Below are 16,125 nucleotides of genomic sequence, written 5' to 3' on the forward strand. Positions count from 1 at the left end.
TAGGAGACCCCCAATGACCCAGGCAGACTACGCACGCCACGACCGCATCACCCTCACCGGCATTACCGCCAGGGGCTACCACGGCGTGCTCGACTTTGAGAAGCGCGACGGCCAGCCCTTCGTCGTGGACGCGACCCTGTACAGCGATTTTTCCGCCGCGGCCGCTACTGATGACCTGACGAAGACCACGAACTACGCGCTTGTGGTGGACCTGATTCACCGCCACGTGACGAACGGTTCGCTGGACCTGATTGAGACCCTTGCCGTGAATATTGCCGAGGGCATTCTCGCCATGTTTGAGCTGGTGGAGGCGGTGGAGATTACCGTGTCGAAGCCGCAGGCGCCGATTGAGCTGCCGTTCGGTAACGTTGCGGTGAGCGTGTTCCGCGAGCGTGTTACTGAGCGTACCGCTGAGGACGGCCGCTAGTGGCGGGTACGGCAGAATATGCGCACCGCGCGGTGTTGGCGTTGGGCTCGAACCTGGGCGAAAGCGAAGACACCCTGGAGCGCGCCGTCGCCGACCTGGTGGCCGGTGGCGTGCAACTGGTGCGCGCCTCCGGGTTGTACCGTACCGCCCCGGTGGGTGGCCCGGCGGGTCAGCCGGATTTCGTGAACGCGGTCATTGAGGTGACCACTGACCTGGGCGCCTACGAACTGCTGAAACTGTGTAATGCGGTGGAGGCGGCGCATCACCGTGAGCGCCTGGTGCGTTGGGGCCCGCGCACCCTCGATATTGACGTGATTGACTATGACGGCGTGATCTCTGAGGATCCGGTGCTGACTTTGCCGCATCCGCGGGCGCAGGAGCGTGCTTTTGTGCTGGTGCCGTGGGCGCAGATGGACCCGCAGGCGTACCTGACGGTGACCCGGCGTGCGGAGCCTTCGGGGGAGCGGCCGGATGAGGTTCCTGCGCCGCTGAGCCGCGAGGTCGTGAACGTTGCGGAGCTGTCCCGCACGCTGGTTGGGGCGGATGAAGACGCTATCAGCTATATGCGTGAGATGAAGGTACCTGATCAGCCTTAAATGTGGCACTCTGGAAGGTAGAAGAACCTACCGAAAGGAAACACCATGAAGCCCCTGAGTTATCGGGCGATTATTGTGGCGGCTGTGTGCGGTGCCGCTGCCGCTCTTATGGTGAATTCCGTGATGATTGGCGCCGGTTTTGGTGAGCTGAATTTTTCGTGGATGCTCGGCGCGGTGTGCCTGCTGGTTGCGGCGGGTGCCGTGTGGCTGGGTGTGCAGGTGGCTCGTTATCGTCGTATTCAGACGCGTGAGAAGGTGCCGCATATGGGCCCGATTCTTGCGGCGCGTGCGGTGGCGTATGCGCAGGGTTCCATCATGACCGGTGCCCTGTTGACGGGCTGGTGCGCTGCGATTCTTGGCTACCATCTGGCGATGGTGTCGACGCGCGGTTTTTCGGTGCTCTTTTGGGAGGTTCTCGTTAATTGTGTGGGCAGTGTTGCCCTGCTGATTGCTGGCCTGTGGGCTCAGCATTGTTGTCGTATTCCGCCGGAGGATGATGAGGATGCGGCCTCCTCTTCCGGTGCTGTCAAGCCGCGAGAGGGAGGAACCTATGTCGGCTCCTAACCAGAATAGTTATTCGCCGAATGGCCAGTACGGGCAGGACGCCCAACAGGGTCAGTATGGTCAGTACGGCCAGGGTCAGCCTGCTCAGCAGAACCAGTACGGGCAGCACCAGCAGGCGGCTTACGGTCAGCCTGGTGCCCAGTATGACCAGCAGGCGCAGTATGGACAGCAGGTTCCGCCCGCTGCCGCGTACCCGAACGCGCCGCAGCCAGTGTCTTCTCAGCCGGTTTCCGCGCAAGCCGTGCCGGAGCCGCAGTGGGTGCCCGCCGCCTCCGGCTACCTGACGGTTCGTTTTGTTCACACTATTTCTGCCCTGGCGTTCCCGATTCTTGCGGGTGTTGCCCTGTATTGTGCGGGTGCGTTCTTCGGCGGCCCGGAGGCGCTACGCATCGTCGGTCTGGTGGTGGTCGCGGTGTTTGGCCTGTGGGGTCTGTGGTGGATTCTGACCACGCCGCGCCGTACTCGCGCGCTCGGCTACGCGCTGGAGTCGAATCATCTAATGGCTCGCCGCGGTATCGTGTTCCGTTCGATGAGCTCCATGCCGTACGGTCGCATCCAGTATGTTGATGTGGATTCGGGTCCGCTGGAGCGCATGTGCGGTGTTGCCCGCCTGACGGTGCGCACGGCGGGTACGACCACCGGCACGATGGTGCTGTTCGGTATTCCGCTGAACGTGGCGGAGGAGTTGCGCGCGGATCTGGTGCGCCGCGCCGATGAGCGAATGGCGGCACTCTAATGAGTACCCCGAATCCGGTCAACCCCGCGCCGCAGGCACCGCAGCCTCCTGCCTCCCAGATGCCGCAGGAGCAGAAGTGGTGGCGTGCCGATATCCGCACGTTCATCATGAACCTCTGGTTCATTATTCTGCTGGCGTTCGGCTTCTTCCAGAGCATCATCCTGAATATTCTGACCACCCCGCCGAACGAGTGGGGCGCGCGCCTGACGCAGGCATTCGACGAGAACAGCAGCTATTTCAGCGCGACGTACTCGCAGCTCATCGGCTTCGGCGTGCTCCTGCTGATTCTGGTTGGCGGCTCGATTGATTGGTGGTTTACCCGCTACAGCCTGGACGATTTGGCGATTCACCGCCGTAGCGGTTTTCTGTTCAAGAAGAACCGCACGATCCGTCTGGAGAGCGTGCAGAGCGTGGACATTTCGCGTCCTCTGGTGGCGCGTCTGCTGGGTCTGTCAGAGCTTCGTTTTGAGGTGGCTGACGGCTCTTCGGAGGCGCTGCACATCAAGTACGTTTCTGCCCGCAAGGCGGAGGTTCTGCGCCGCACCGCGATGGCGAGTATCAACCTGCTGCGTTCGGAGGCTGCTGGTCGCCCGGTCGATGTGCTGCCCGACAGCATGCAGATTTCGGCGGAGCGCATGCCGGATGCGGATCAGCTGCACCAGCCGTTTGAGGCATCTTACGAGGCGTCCTATGGTGCGCCTCTGCAGGACGGTACCGTACAGGACGGCACTCAGCTGGTGGCGCCTCAGCAGGGCGCCCAGCAGCTCGCACCCGGCCAGTTCGCACCCGAGCAGTCTGCACCCCAGCGCCCCGGTACTCAGCAGCCCGTTGCATCCCGCCGTGGCGCTCGCATGCCGATGCCGGTCGCGGCTGACCCCTCGCAGCCGCCGATTTTCCGTATCTCGAATGTGCGTCTGGTTGCCTCCATCATGCTGGAGCATCTGGTGTGGCTGGTGCCCGTCGTGAGCCTCATGCTGGGTGCGGCCGTCTTCGCTGCGGTGATAAGCGGCGAGAACCCGTTCCTGATTTTCATGGCGTTGCTACCCGGCACCTTCGTACCGCTGCTCGGTTACTTGGGTACGTTGTGGGCACGTTTTGATGGTGCCGCGAACTTCAAAATCACCCCGAGCGGTCAGGGCGGGGTGACCCTGCGGTACGGTTTCACCGGCACTCACACTCAGAACGTGATGGTTGAGCGTATTCAGGCGCTGGCGGTGGAGCAGTCCATTCTGTGGCGTGTGTTCGGCTGGTACCGCATCAAGATGACCATTGCCGGTATTGGTGTTGAGCAGAACGACAACCAGAAGCTGGTGACCCGCAATGTTGCCCTGCCGGTTGGTAACAGGCAGGAGACGCTGATGGCGCTGCGTCTGCTGCTGCCCGCCCTGGATGAGGTGCAGGCGCAGGTGCTGCTGGATACCGCCGACGGTTCGCTGAAGAGTCAGCAGCCGCAGGTTCCGGCAATGATTGTGACGCCCTCGTCGGCGCGATGGATGGACCTGCTCACCTGGAAGCGTAACGGCGTGACCACGGTCGGTTACACTGCCGGTTCGGTGCAGGCGACCACCCGCATTGATTCGGATGCCGCGCGGGCGAGCGTTGGCGAGCATACGCAGGGCGACCTGCTGCTGATTCGTGGCGGCTACTTTATCCGCACGCTGTCGATTGTGCCGGTCAGCCGTGTGCTGAGCGTGAGCTGGGGCCAGGGCCCGTTGCAGCGTGCCTTCGGATGCGCGAGCGTGCATTTCGGTACGGTACCCGGCCCGGTGCGCACCCTCATGATGCACCTGCCGCCGCGTGTCTGTGAGGACTTGGTGTGGCTGATGACGGTTCGCCTGGAGGGTATTGAGCCCTACTACCGCGTACCTGAGTCGGTACTGAGCGGGCGCCCCCTCAGCTAACCTGCCAGCTCAGCTAACCCGCCAGCTCAGCCAGACAACTAGCAAAACTGCAGAACGCATCCTGCCGTCGGTGCTCTTCGTGACACCGGCGGCAGGGCCTGCGTGAAAGGGAGAATATACTTAAAGCCGTGATACAGCATTCAAAACCTGCGCGTTTGGGTATTGGAATTATTTCCGCCGGGAGGGTTGGCGCCGTCCTCGGCGCGGCTTTGCGCGCCTGCGAGCACACTATTGTGGGTGTTCACGCGGTGTCTGAGGCTTCTCAGGAGCGCGCCGCGATGCTGCTTCCCGATGTGCCGCTGCTGTCGGTGGAGCAGATTGCCGAACGTAGTGAATTGCTGATTCTTGCGGTTCCCGATGATGAGCTGCCGGGTCTGATCACCTACCTGGCCTCCTCGGGAAGTATTACCGCCGGTCAGATTCTGGTGCACACCTCCGGCCGCCACGGCACCGAGGTTCTCGCACCGGCGACCGCGCTGGGCGCTATCGGTTTGGCGATTCACCCCGCCATGACCTTCACCGGCATGTCCGTGGACCTGCAGCGCCTGAACGGCACCTGCTTCGCCGTGACTGGTCCGGCGCCTTTCATCCCGATTGCGCAGGCACTCGTGGTGGAGATGGGCGGCGAACCCGTGCACGTTGCTGAGGCGGACCGGGCGCTCTACCACGCAGCCCTGGCGCACGCCGCGAACCACCTCGTGACCATCCTGGGTCAGTCCCAGCAGATGCTTGCCTCCATCGGTATTGAGGACCCGGCACGCTACATGGGGCCGCTCGTTCGAGCCGCCGTGGACAATGCGCTCGCCAGCGGTGAGGGGGCTCTGACCGGGCCCGTGGCACGCGGAGATTCCGGTACCGTGAAGGCTCATCTGCATGCTCTGAAAGAGTACTCAGAGCATGAGAAAACAGGTGATATTACAGACTCTTATGCCGCTCTGGCACACGCAACCGCAAAAAGAGCGCATAATAGAGGTTTGTTAAACGATGAACAACTGGGACGAATTGAGGATCTGCTGGGTGAGTCTTCGGACCGCAACCACCCCGGCGATATTGATGATTCAGCCCCCGAAAACAAGGAGTTCTCGTCATGACTGAGACTTCGAAGCCCCGAGTCGTGACCACCATTGCGGAGTTCCGCACGGCAATCACCGAATCTCTTGCCGCAGCGCAGGAGGAACTGGACCGGGCAGCCCGCCAGGAGGCGGAGCAGAACGGCACCGCAGTTCAGTACCAGAACGCATCCCTGGGCTACGTGCCCACCATGGGCGCCCTGCACGACGGCCACGCAACCCTGTTGCGTCGCGCCGCTGAACAGAATGATGTAGTGGTCGCCTCCATTTTCGTGAACCCGCTGCAGTTTGGCCCCGGCGAGGATTACGAGGCGTACCCGCGCACCCTGGAGGCTGACGCTGCCCTGGCTGGTGCCGCCGGCGTGAGCGTCATTTTCGCCCCCTCGGTGGAGGAAATGTACCCCGACGGTGACCCGCTGATTCGCATTTCGAGCGGCGAGCTGGGCACCAAGTTTGAGGGTGCGACCCGCCCCGGCCACTTTGACGGTGTGCTGACCGTGGTGAATAAGTTCTTCAACATTATTCGCCCCGCTGCGGGTAACCACCCGGTGAATGCGTACTTCGGTCAGAAGGACGCTCAGCAGTACATCCTGATCCAGCGTATGGTTCACGACTTTAACCACGACGTGACCATGCGTCCGGTGGCGATTGTGCGCGACGATAATGGCCTGGCGCTGTCTTCGCGTAACGGCTACCTGTCGGATGAGGAGCGCGAGTCTGCCCTGGTGCTGTCCCGCACCCTGGCGATGCTGCGTGAGAATTCGCTGAACCGTGGCTTCCACGAGATTGATTTGGAGGGTGCGCGTGAGCGTATCAACTCCACTCCGGGTGTGCGCCTTGACTACCTGGAACTGGTCGACCCGATGACTTTCGGTGAGCCGACTGAGGAGTCGGAGCGAGTGCTGGCACTGGTTGCCGCGTTCGTTGGCCCGACCCGCCTGATTGACAACATGGACCTGCGCTAAGCGTTTGCGCGTTTAGAAGAGTCCCCAACACACTACACAGATAGGTATCACTGTGAGCACTGAGCACACTGCCGCACCGGCGATTGCTGATATGTCCGAGCAGATGCAGATTCGCCTGGAGAAGCGTGCGAAGCTGATCGAGTCGGGTCGCGAGGCATACCCGGTGGGTCTGCTGGATTCTGAGGGTAACCGCGTGGAGCCCAACCACATTGAGGATCTGCGCGCCGAGTACGATCCGAAGCTGGCTGCTGAGGAGCTGAAGGCTGGCGACGAGACTGACCGTGTGGTGCATGTTGGTGGCCGCGTGGTGTTCGTCCGTAACACCGGTAAGCTGTGCTTCGCGACCCTGCAGGGTGGTACCGAGGGTAAGCGCATCCAGGCGATGCTTTCGCTGGCTGAGGTTGGCGAGGAGTCCCTGGCTGAGTGGAAGTCCCTGGTTGACCTGGGCGACCACGTGTTCGTGACCGGCCGCGTAATTGTTTCTCGCCGCGGTGAGCTGTCCATTATGGTGACCGACTGGAAGATGGCGTCGAAGGCTCTTCGCCCCATGCCGGTTCTGCACAAGGACCTGAACGAGGAAACCCGCGTTCGCCAGCGTTACCTGGACCTGATGGTTCGCGAGGAGGCTCGCGAGCTGGTGAAGAAGCGCGCCCTGATTACCCGCACCGTCCGCCGCGTGCTGGAGGATCACGGCTACATTGAGGTTGAGACCCCCGTTCTGCAGCTGGTGCACGGTGGCGCGACTGCTCGCCCGTTCCGCACCCACCTGAATGCTTTCGACCAGCCGATGACCATGCGTATTGCGACCGAGCTGCCGCTCAAGCGTGCAGTGGTTGGTGGTATTGAGCGCGTGTACGAGATTGGTCGCGTGTTCCGTAACGAGGGTGTGGACTCGACCCACAGCCCCGAGTTCACCACCCTGGAGTGCTACGAGACCTACGCAGACCAGTTCGTGATGGCTGAGCGCATGAAGGAGATTATCCAGAGCTGCGCGAAGGCTGTTGGTACCGAGCGTATTGAGACCGAGAACGGCACCATTGACCTGTTCGGTGAGTGGAAGTGGGTTGGCGTGTACCCGGGTCTGTCTGAGGCTGTGGGCGTTGAGATCACCCCCGAGACTGACGCTTCCGTTCTGCGTGAGATTGCTGAGAAGCACGAGGTTGATATCGACCCGAAGTGGGACGCTGAGAAGCTGGTGACCGAGCTCTTCGGTGAGATTGTTGAGCCGACCCTGGTGAACCCGACCTTCGTGTACGATTACCCGCCGAGCGCTCAGCCGCTGGCTCGTCCGCACCGTTCCGGTGAACCTCTGATTGAGGCGTGGGACCTGATTATTGGCGGTATGGAGCGTGGTACCGCGTTCTCCGAGCTGATTGATCCGGTCATTCAGCGTGAGCGTCTGACCGCTCAGTCGTTGCTGGCTGCTGCCGGTGACGATGAGGCGATGGAGCTGGATGAGGACTTCCTGCGCGCCCTGGAGCACGGTGCACCTCCGATGGGTGGCCTGGGTCTGGGCATTGACCGTCTGATTATGCTGCTGGCGGGCGACCAGGATCCGGAGCGTCCGGGTACTGTGGTGCGTCAGCCCGGTATTCGTGAGACTATTCTCTTCCCCCTGATGAAGCCGGAAGCCTAAGCTTTAGCTTCACCTTGAGAGGTGATAATGCGGCGGGTGCCGCGGATACGGTTGTATCTGCGGCACCCGCCGTTTTTGCGTGCACTCTTTTGCACGGTGTATAGCTCCCGAGGTGGGATTTTCTGTTTATTTGCACAGGTCAGGGGCTTTTTTCGGTGCTTTTTTGCTCTATTCTGGTGCTGATTTATGCTGCTCTATTCGTTCTGGCGGGGGTTTCTGTTCTTATACACGAATGTGTTGCATAGAAAAGAATGAGCTGTTGGGATAGGGCCAGAATTTCGCTTTTGAATAGCCTAGGAATGCCTGGAGTGAATGGCGTATTGTGGGTGCCCGTGCGGGTGATGTAATTCCTGGGGATTGTTGGTGGTGCCGTGTTGTGCATTGTTCGATATTGTCCCCATAGTGTGTGCCGGAGGAATCCAAAGTATTTGCACTCTAAACTGCGCATTAATGTGTGCGGGACGAGTGTGGATTTAACGGAGGTGAACGGAATGGATATATCGCTCAGGGCGATCAGCGCATTGTTTCAATATTCAGGAAGTTTTCGGAATCTTTAATATATTTCTGTTATTATGTGAAAGAAAATTAGTACATAAATATATCCGGCACACTATTTTCTCAATCTCCGATAGAGGCTTTTGGGTTTATCCACAGGATATATGCAACAGATGAGGAGGTGCCTCAATGGCACAGAAGGTTCGCATCATCCTTGAAGACGATCTCGACGGCGGCCCCGCAGACGAAACCATCCGTTTCGGCCTGGACGGCGCTCACTACGAGATCGACCTGTCCTCCGCTAACGCAGCTCGCCTGCGTGACGCTATCCGCCCCTTCGTGGCAAAGTCCCGCCGCGTGCAGGGTACCGCTACCCAGCGCACCCGTGCACCCCGCGGCACCGCTGCTCCGGTCAAGCGTAACCCCGAGACCGCAGCAATCCGCGAGTGGGCTAAGGCTAACGGCCACAAGGTCTCTGACCGCGGCCGCATCCACCAGGATATTCAGGACGCATACTACGAAGCAATGAAGGCTCAGGACTAAGGGTTCTACGCATTGCGTGTAGCCGGAGGGGTTGGTTCTTTAAGGTTCTAAACCTCCGGGTGCTTAGGGCGGACGGTGTTATCACCGTCCGCCTTTTGTTTTGCCCTCTTGTATGTGTTGTATGTTCTGCATATCTGAATGGGGCGGATGTTTTATGGCTAATTCCAATTAACTATTTACGCGTAAAATATATGGGGCTGGTTGATGGGGCAATCGGTGCAATACCGAGAAGGGTATTGGTTGAACGCAGGGGCATAGTACGCATTCGGAATCTGTGTTCATTTAGATTTCATGCATCGGCAGGAACACTAAAGGTGTTGGCGCATTAATCTCTTTGATGCTGTTGTTATTCGTCGAGATATTCCCCCTGTGTGGGGTGTGGGGTCTACCCTGAATAGAGCCGAAAATAATAAGTGCGCCACCCGTGCGCTGTCGTGGAGATTTCCTCTGATACTTCCCCCGATACCACGATGATTATCAGCGGAAATTCTGTTGCGGATTGCCTGGGAATTATGTGGAAATATTCTGCCAATAATCGAGCCGTATATATTTTTGCGAATTATTGAAATTTCTCACGCAAACATATAAATTTTTAAAAATTTCTGCAATATATTCACGCGCGTGCAGAAAACTAGGGGTTCCAGTGTGGGTCTGTGTGGCTTCTTGTGCGTTCTGCTCTCCCGGACGCCTTCGTATCGGCGCTACCGCCCCTCAGAGCCCACTTGCAGAGCCTCCGCATCTGCTGTCCGGCCTCTCCCTCACCTGTGGGAGCTACTCCTTGGAACCTCCCCAAGATCCCGCGGAACCCCCTCCTGGGCGCCCGAAACCGCGCCTAAAACGCCCCGAACAGCTCATCTGTTCTCTTGATGGCGAACAGGCGCCCACACGCGGGGCATAAACCCGCAGCTCAACGTACTCTTGTATCAATAGGAAAATGCAAGGAGTGCGTAAATGTTTGAACGCTTTACCGATCGAGCTCGGCGCGTTGTGGTGCTTGCCCAGGAAGAGGCACGCATGCTCAACCACAACTACATCGGTACCGAACACCTGCTGCTCGGTCTGATTCACGAGGGCGAAGGCATCGGTGCTCGCGCCCTGGAATCATTGGGCGTTACCCTGAACGCAGTACGTGAACAGGTTCAGGACATCGTCGGCCCCGGCCCCCAGGCCCCGAACGGTCATATCCCCTTCACCCCCCGCGCGAAGAAGGTTCTCGAACTGTCCATGCGCGAGGCTATTCAGCTCAACCACGGCTACATCGGTACCGAGCACATCCTGCTCGGTATGGTGCGTGCGAACGAGGGCGTGGCAAACCAGGTGCTGGTCAAGCTGGGCGCTGAGCCTGCCGCCGTGCGCCAGGCTGTCATGGACCTGATTTCCGGCTACCCCGGCAACAACTCCGGTGAGAAGGAAACCGCCGGCGTGGGTGCAGGTAACTCTCGCGAAGGCACTCCCGCGGGTTCGACCATCCTGGATCAGTTCGGCCGCAACCTCACCGCCGCTGCACGTGAGGGCGAGCTGGACCCGGTTATTGGTCGCCACAAGGAGATGGAACGCGTTATGCAGGTCCTCTCCCGCCGTACCAAGAACAACCCCGTGCTGATTGGTGAGCCCGGCGTCGGTAAGACCGCCGTCGTGGAGGGCCTGGCACAGGCTATCGTGCACGGTGACGTCCCCGAGACCCTCAAGGACAAGCACCTGTACACCCTGGACCTCGGCTCCCTGGTCGCGGGTTCCCGTTACCGCGGTGACTTCGAAGAGCGCCTGAAGAAGGTCCTGAAGGAAATCCGCTCCCGCGGCGACATCATTCTGTTCATTGACGAGATCCACACCCTTGTCGGTGCGGGTGCCGCAGAGGGCGCGATTGATGCTGCTTCCATCCTCAAGCCCATGCTGGCTCGAGGCGAACTGCAGACCATCGGTGCAACCACCCTGGACGAGTACCGCAAGCACATCGAGAAGGACGCCGCACTGGAGCGCCGCTTCCAGCCGATTCAGGTTGAGGAGCCCTCCCAGGAGCTCGCCGTACAGATCCTCAAGGGTGTGCGCGACAAGTACGAGGCACACCACCGCGTCACCATCACCGACGAGGCGATTGAGACCGCCGTGAACCTCGCGGCACGCTACATCTCCGACCGCTTCCTGCCGGATAAGGCTGTCGACCTGATTGACGAGGCGGGCGCACGCCTGCGCATCAAGCGCATGACCGCACCCCCGGAAATCAAGCTGCTCGACGAGAAGGCAGCCAAGCTGCGCCAGCAGAAGGAAGACGCCATCAACTCCCAGGATTACGAGAAGGCCGCAGGCCTGCGTGATCAGGAGCAGAAGGTCCTGGCTGAGAAGGAAGAAGCCGAGAAGGCATGGCGCGAAGGCGGCGATGCATTCGGCACCGTGACCCCCGAGGTTATTTCTGAGGTTCTGGCTGCTTCCACCGGTGTTCCGGTCTACAAGATCACCGAGGAAGAGTCGACCCGCCTGCTGACCATGGAGCAGGAGCTCCACAAGCGCGTCATCGGCCAGGAGCACGCTATTGCGGCGCTGTCCCGCGCTATTCGCCGTACTCGTGCAGGTCTGAAGGACCCGCGCCGCCCCGGTGGTTCGTTCATCTTCGCCGGCCCGACCGGTGTGGGTAAGACCGAGCTCGCTAAGGCTCTGGCGGAGTTCCTGTTCGGCGATGAGGATTCGCTCATCACCCTGGACATGTCCGAGTACCAGGAGAAGCACACCGTCTCCCGTCTGTTCGGTGCGCCTCCCGGCTACGTTGGCTACGATGAGGGCGGCCAGCTGACCGAGAAGGTCCGCCGCAAGCCCTTCTCCGTGGTCCTGTTCGACGAGGTGGAGAAGGCTCACGCCGACCTGTTCAACTCGCTGCTGCAGATCCTGGAAGACGGTCGCCTGACCGACTCGCAGGGTCGCGTGGTGGACTTCAAGAACACCGTCATCATCATGACCACCAACCTGGGTTCGCGTGACGTGAACCGCCGCATCCCGGTTGGTTTCCAGGCGATGGATGACACCGCAGCCGACTACGAGCGCATGCAGGCACGCGTGATGGAGAACCTCAAGGAGCACTTCCGCCCCGAGTTCCTGAACCGTGTGGACGACATTATCGTCTTCCCGCAGCTCTCCGAGTCTGAGATTCTGCAGATTGTGGACCTGTTCGTGGGTCGCCTGGCTAAGCGCCTGGCGGAGCAGGATATGTCCATCGAGCTGACCAACGCTGCGAAGGTTCTCATGGCGGCTAAGGGTTACGACCCGTCCATGGGTGCTCGTCCTCTGCGCCGCGAGATGCAGCGCAACATTGAGGACGCCCTGTCTGAGAAGATCCTCTTCGGCGACATCAAGCCCGGTGAGAAGATCACCGTGGATGTTGAGGGTGAGGGCGACTCCGCGAAGTTCGTCTTCTCCTCGCAGCCGATGAAGGAGTTGGCTCTGGATTCAGTGCAGGAGCTGAACGAGGGTGAGTCTTCCGAGGCTCCCGCAGCTGAGGCACCTGCCGCTGAGGGTCAGGGCAACGACTAGGCTCTCAATAGCTAAGTTTTAGCGTACTAAACACCTGAGGGGCGGTACCGGTAATCTTCCGGTACCGCCCCTCAGGCATTTCTATACTTTTAGGAGCCTCTAGGAGCCTCTCTGCGGCGGGTACTAGAGCGAGACGAGCACTGTATCGCCCTGGGTGACTTCGCGGGCGAGAGAGTCCGCCAGCAGCCCCGCATAGCAGCGCTGCAGCTGCTCGGCGGCGGGGGAGAGCGCATACAGCGCCTTGAGCGGGCGATGCACCGCTGCGGGTGCGTCCGCGGGGAAAGCCAGGTCAGGCGAAGAAGCCGCAGCGGGTGAAGAGGTCGCCTCGCCAGCCGAGGTCACACCTGCACCCAGGATGAGGTCGCGCTCCACCGGCTCATGCGCCGCCCGCAGCACCGCCATCACCGCGCCGCGCACCTGACGGTCCGTGCCGTGCCAGCTCTGACCCTTGGGGGTGTAGTCAGCCTCCGGCTTGCCCGCCGCAACCCAGGCGCACAGATCCTCCACCGGGCACAGCTGACAGCTCGGGGACTTCGCCGTGCAGACCAGCGCACCAAGTTCCATGGTCGCTGCATTCCACAGGCAGGAGGTGGGGGTGTCGGCGGGCATGAGCGCTTCCGCCAGGCGAGTCTCAGCCGCGGTCAACGAGCGGGAGGGTAGCGCCTTGCCGGAGACAGCGCGCGCGTGCACGCGGCGGATATTCGTATCAATCACGGTGGCGCGCAGACCGAACGCGAACACGCTAATCGCAGCCGCCGTGTAGGAACCCACGCCCGGCAGAGCCAGCAGTGCCTCATAGTCGGCGGGAACCTCACCGCCGTGCTGCTCCACAATCGCCACAGCGGCACCGTGCAGACGCTGCGCGCGGCGCGGGTAACCCAGGCGACCCCAGGCGCGCACCGCCTCCGAGGCGGGCTCGGCGGCAAGGTCGGCGGGGGTGGGCCAGCGGCGCATCCACTCCTCCCACACGGGTAGGACGCGCTTGACGGGGGTTTGCTGCAGCATGAACTCGCTGACCATCACACCCCAGGGGGTGCACTCGTCGCGGCGCCAGGGAAGGTCTCGTGCCTGGTCCAGAAACCATTGGTTAATGCGCTGGTGGAGCGCCTCAACGTGGGTGCCTTCGGGGAGGTGCTGTGTGGGGGTGGATGCTTCTGTGGTCATCCGAAAAGCCTACGCCACGGGGCATATATTCCCAAAACCGCATGAACGGGGTTCACTGTGATTCTCAGGGTTAAACCCGGTATCCTTAAGGGTATGTCTGAAAATGGTCCCGTTCTGCCTCCCGAAGTGTACCGCCGTCGTCGTATCGTGGCGGTCATTGCTCTGCTCGCTGTCATTCTGCTGCTGGTCGCCGGCGTGACCTCCATGGTCGGCATGATTAACGGCAAGAAGGACGCCACTGTAGCCTCCACTGCGACGGCTTCCGGTGCGCCCTTCCAGAGCTTCAGTGCTCGCCCCTCCGAAACTGCTTCGGCGACCCCGTCCGCTAGTGCGACTGCCTCTGCGACCGCGTCTGCGTCGGCTACCGCAACTGCTTCGGCAACTCCCTCGGTGACCGCATCTGCGGCACCCACCGCAAGCGTGACCACCGCGGCTGCAACCCCTGCGGCAACCACCCCCGCGGCAACCCCGGCTGCTCCCGCACCGACTCCGAGCGTGACCACTGCGGCTGCTGTTGCTGCATGTACCGCGAACGACCTGAAGGTGACCGTCACCCCCACGAAGCGCACCTTCGCAGCCGGTGAGCAGGTGTCCTTCCACGTGACTTACACGAACTCCTCGAAGACCCCCTGCGCTGTGGGTGGCGAGGGCGCGAACACCGGCGTGGACCTGAACATCACCTCCGGTGCGGCTCAGGTGTACACCCGCAGCCTGTGCGCGGCGACCGCCGTTCAGAAGGCTGAGGTAGCCGCAGGTGCCGAGGCGGCAACCGACCTGGCGTGGGACCGTAAGATCAACGTCCTGGGTTGCTCTTCCGCTTCGACCGCTCAGAAGGGTTCTTACTGGGCGACCGCCACGGTGAATGGTGTGAGCTCGGCTCCGGTGAACTTCATCATTCAGTAGTTCACGTCTATAGTTTTCGCCCGTGAATGGGCACGCAAAAGCCCCCGTGCTGGATACTTTCCGGCGCGGGGGCTTTAGCTTTTATCTGGTTATTACTTGGAGGCGCGAGGCTTGGCGAAGCGGCGCTCGCCCAGGTACCCGAGCAGGCTACCGAATGCGGTCCACTGTAACGCCGCCAGCAGCAGGGTGGACAGGTCGGTCACCTCAAAGGAATTGGGGATGACCTTGAACCACAGCAGCGGCAGGTAAATCAGGAACAGGATGGGGGACGCCCACACGAAGAACGGGACGGGGCGTTTGGTGTGTGAGTACGACATTGTGACCTCCTTGGGGCGTCAAGGTGTGAAGGGTAAGCTTCACTGTCACTACATCATAATGCAAAAGGTTCTCGCGAGGTCAGAAAAAAGCCCCCCGTGCTGGATATTCTTCCGGCGCGAGGGCTTTCGTATAGGTCTTCTTAGAGGTACTTCTCCAGGCTACTCTCCGCCATGCGGGACAGCTGCTCACGCACCGTGCGGGCACGAGCCTCACCCACACCATCCACGGCGCGCAGGTCCTCAAGGGACGCCGCCATGAGAGCCTGCAGGCTACCAAAGCGCTCCACCAGACGCTCAGAAATAGCGTTCGGAATGCTCGGAATACCGGCGAGCAGACGGAAACCGCGAGGCTGCAGGGGTAGCTCCAGGTCGGGGTTCTCACCAAAGCCGACGGTGCGGGCAATCGTGCGCAGATCCACGATGTCCATATCGTCCAGGTTCTGCAGCGCCTCAACGCCGGCGGTAATCAGCTCGTCGTTCACCTCGGGCAGGTAGTCGCGTAGAATCAGGTCGCTGGCGGTCATCTCGGGGGCGCGCAGCTCCTCCAGCTGCAGGGCGATCAGGCGGCCGTGCACGCCGAGCTCCAGCACGTAGTGGCTGACCTCGCGGATAATGCGGTTCACCATCTCCATGCGCTGCAGGGTCATCGCCACGTCGCTCAGGGAAACGTTCGACTCAATCTCCTGGGAGGAGAGGTTGGAGAGCACCGAACGCAGACGCTTCTTATAGCTTTCAAGGGTCTGAATCGCCTGGTTTGCGCGAGCCATGAGGTACTGGCTGTCCTCAACCATGTAGCGGGTGCCGTCAACGTATACCGAAATCACGGACATCGACGCGCTCACCGAAATCACCGGGAAACCGGTCTGAATTGCGGTGCGCTCGGCGGTGCGGTGGCGGGTGCCGGACTCGTTCGTTTCAATGGAGGCGTCCGGCATGAGCTGCACGCCGGCGTGCAACAGGCGGGTGGCGTCGCGGTCGCAGATGATAGCGCCATCCATCTTCGCCAGCTCGCGCAGGCGGGTTGCTGAGAACTCAGTGTCGATGTTGAAACCGCCCGATGACAAGGAGGATACGGTGCGGTCGGATCCGAGTACGATGAGCGCGCCCGTACGGCCACGCATGATGCGTTCCAGGCCCTCGCGGAGCTCGGTGCCGGGGGCGATTCGGGCAATAGTTTTAAGCAATAGGTCACTATAATTCATCTGCACGAAAACCATTGTACCCGTAAGGGCGGTTATTGAGCCAGGTCAGGGGCGGAACGGCGGGCTAAAGTGCCTCAAAAACGA

The 16,125-nt window shown here is 61.0% G+C and carries 14 protein-coding genes; 11 read left to right on the plus strand and 3 right to left on the minus strand.

The genetic code is table 11. From position 1 onward, the window contains the following. Positions 1 to 13 precede the first annotated feature (13 nt). The 10 genes from folB (at position 14) to RWL87_RS07325 (ending at position 12,455) form a co-directional block, all read left to right on the plus strand. Positions 14 to 427, plus strand: a complete 414-nt coding sequence (gene folB, locus RWL87_RS07280; RefSeq protein ID WP_313969406.1) for a dihydroneopterin aldolase — start codon at positions 14 to 16, stop codon at positions 425 to 427. Continuing rightward, complete coding sequence (gene folK / locus RWL87_RS07285) at positions 427 to 1,023, plus strand: 2-amino-4-hydroxy-6-hydroxymethyldihydropteridine diphosphokinase (RefSeq protein WP_313969407.1); 597 nt, start codon at positions 427 to 429, stop codon at positions 1,021 to 1,023. The genes folB and folK overlap by 1 nt, the downstream gene beginning before the upstream one ends. Positions 1,024 to 1,068: 45 nt before the next feature. After that, positions 1,069 to 1,587: a DUF3180 domain-containing protein gene (locus tag RWL87_RS07290; protein ID WP_313969408.1), complete on the plus strand. Its 519-nt coding sequence runs from the start codon at positions 1,069 to 1,071 to the stop codon at positions 1,585 to 1,587. After that, positions 1,574 to 2,323, plus strand: coding sequence for a PH domain-containing protein (locus RWL87_RS07295; RefSeq protein WP_313969409.1), 750 nt, complete (start codon positions 1,574 to 1,576; stop codon positions 2,321 to 2,323). Before RWL87_RS07290 ends, RWL87_RS07295 begins: the two co-directional genes overlap by 14 nt. Further along, on the plus strand, positions 2,323 to 4,224 hold the full coding sequence (locus RWL87_RS07300; RefSeq protein WP_313969410.1) for a PH domain-containing protein: 1,902 nt from the start codon (positions 2,323 to 2,325) through the stop codon (positions 4,222 to 4,224). Before RWL87_RS07295 ends, RWL87_RS07300 begins: the two co-directional genes overlap by 1 nt. A 128-nt stretch (positions 4,225 to 4,352) precedes the next feature. After that, complete coding sequence (locus RWL87_RS07305) at positions 4,353 to 5,315, plus strand: DUF2520 domain-containing protein (protein WP_313969411.1); 963 nt, start codon at positions 4,353 to 4,355, stop codon at positions 5,313 to 5,315. After that, the gene (panC, locus tag RWL87_RS07310; RefSeq protein WP_313969412.1) at positions 5,312 to 6,259 is read left to right on the plus strand and encodes a pantoate--beta-alanine ligase; all 948 of its coding nucleotides are present in this window, start codon (positions 5,312 to 5,314) and stop codon (positions 6,257 to 6,259) included. Before RWL87_RS07305 ends, panC begins: the two co-directional genes overlap by 4 nt. A gap of 52 nt (positions 6,260 to 6,311) precedes the next feature. Beyond that, positions 6,312 to 7,895 (plus strand): lysine--tRNA ligase, encoded by a 1,584-nt coding sequence (lysS, locus tag RWL87_RS07315; RefSeq protein WP_080974860.1) that lies wholly within the window; start codon positions 6,312 to 6,314, stop codon positions 7,893 to 7,895. A 684-nt stretch (positions 7,896 to 8,579) separates the two neighbouring features. Then, positions 8,580 to 8,933, plus strand: coding sequence for an Lsr2 family protein (locus tag RWL87_RS07320; protein ID WP_005504366.1), 354 nt, complete (start codon positions 8,580 to 8,582; stop codon positions 8,931 to 8,933). A gap of 951 nt (positions 8,934 to 9,884) precedes the next feature. Next, entirely contained in the window at positions 9,885 to 12,455 is a 2,571-nt protein-coding gene (locus RWL87_RS07325) for an ATP-dependent Clp protease ATP-binding subunit (RefSeq protein WP_313969413.1), read from the plus strand. A 123-nt stretch (positions 12,456 to 12,578) separates the two neighbouring features. Here the strand turns inward: RWL87_RS07325 and RWL87_RS07330 are convergent, their stop codons facing one another. After that, the gene (locus tag RWL87_RS07330; protein ID WP_313969414.1) at positions 12,579 to 13,619 is read right to left on the minus strand and encodes an A/G-specific adenine glycosylase; all 1,041 of its coding nucleotides are present in this window, start codon (positions 13,617 to 13,619) and stop codon (positions 12,579 to 12,581) included. Positions 13,620 to 13,712: 93 nt separating this feature from the next. Here RWL87_RS07330 and RWL87_RS07335 point away from each other — a divergent pair, with 93 nt between their 5' ends. Continuing rightward, a complete protein-coding gene (locus RWL87_RS07335; RefSeq protein WP_313969415.1) occupies positions 13,713 to 14,522 on the plus strand; it encodes a hypothetical protein in 810 nt (269 codons plus the stop codon). A 92-nt stretch (positions 14,523 to 14,614) separates the two neighbouring features. On the opposite strand, the gene RWL87_RS07340 is transcribed toward RWL87_RS07335, so the two are convergent. Together RWL87_RS07340 and disA are read right to left on the minus strand one after the other, a co-directional pair. After that, complete coding sequence (locus RWL87_RS07340) at positions 14,615 to 14,839, minus strand: phosphoglycerol transferase (RefSeq protein WP_313969416.1); 225 nt, start codon at positions 14,837 to 14,839, stop codon at positions 14,615 to 14,617. Positions 14,840 to 14,979: 140 nt separating this feature from the next. Beyond that, positions 14,980 to 16,056 carry a DNA integrity scanning diadenylate cyclase DisA gene (gene disA, locus RWL87_RS07345; RefSeq protein WP_303980984.1) on the minus strand — a complete coding sequence of 359 codons (1,077 nt, stop codon included), beginning with the start codon at positions 16,054 to 16,056 and terminating at the stop codon, positions 14,980 to 14,982. Positions 16,057 to 16,125: the final 69 nt, after the last annotated feature.

The sequence above is a fragment of the uncultured Rothia sp. genome (assembly GCF_963555405.1).
Taxonomy (GTDB): Bacteria; Actinomycetota; Actinomycetes; order Actinomycetales; family Micrococcaceae; genus Rothia.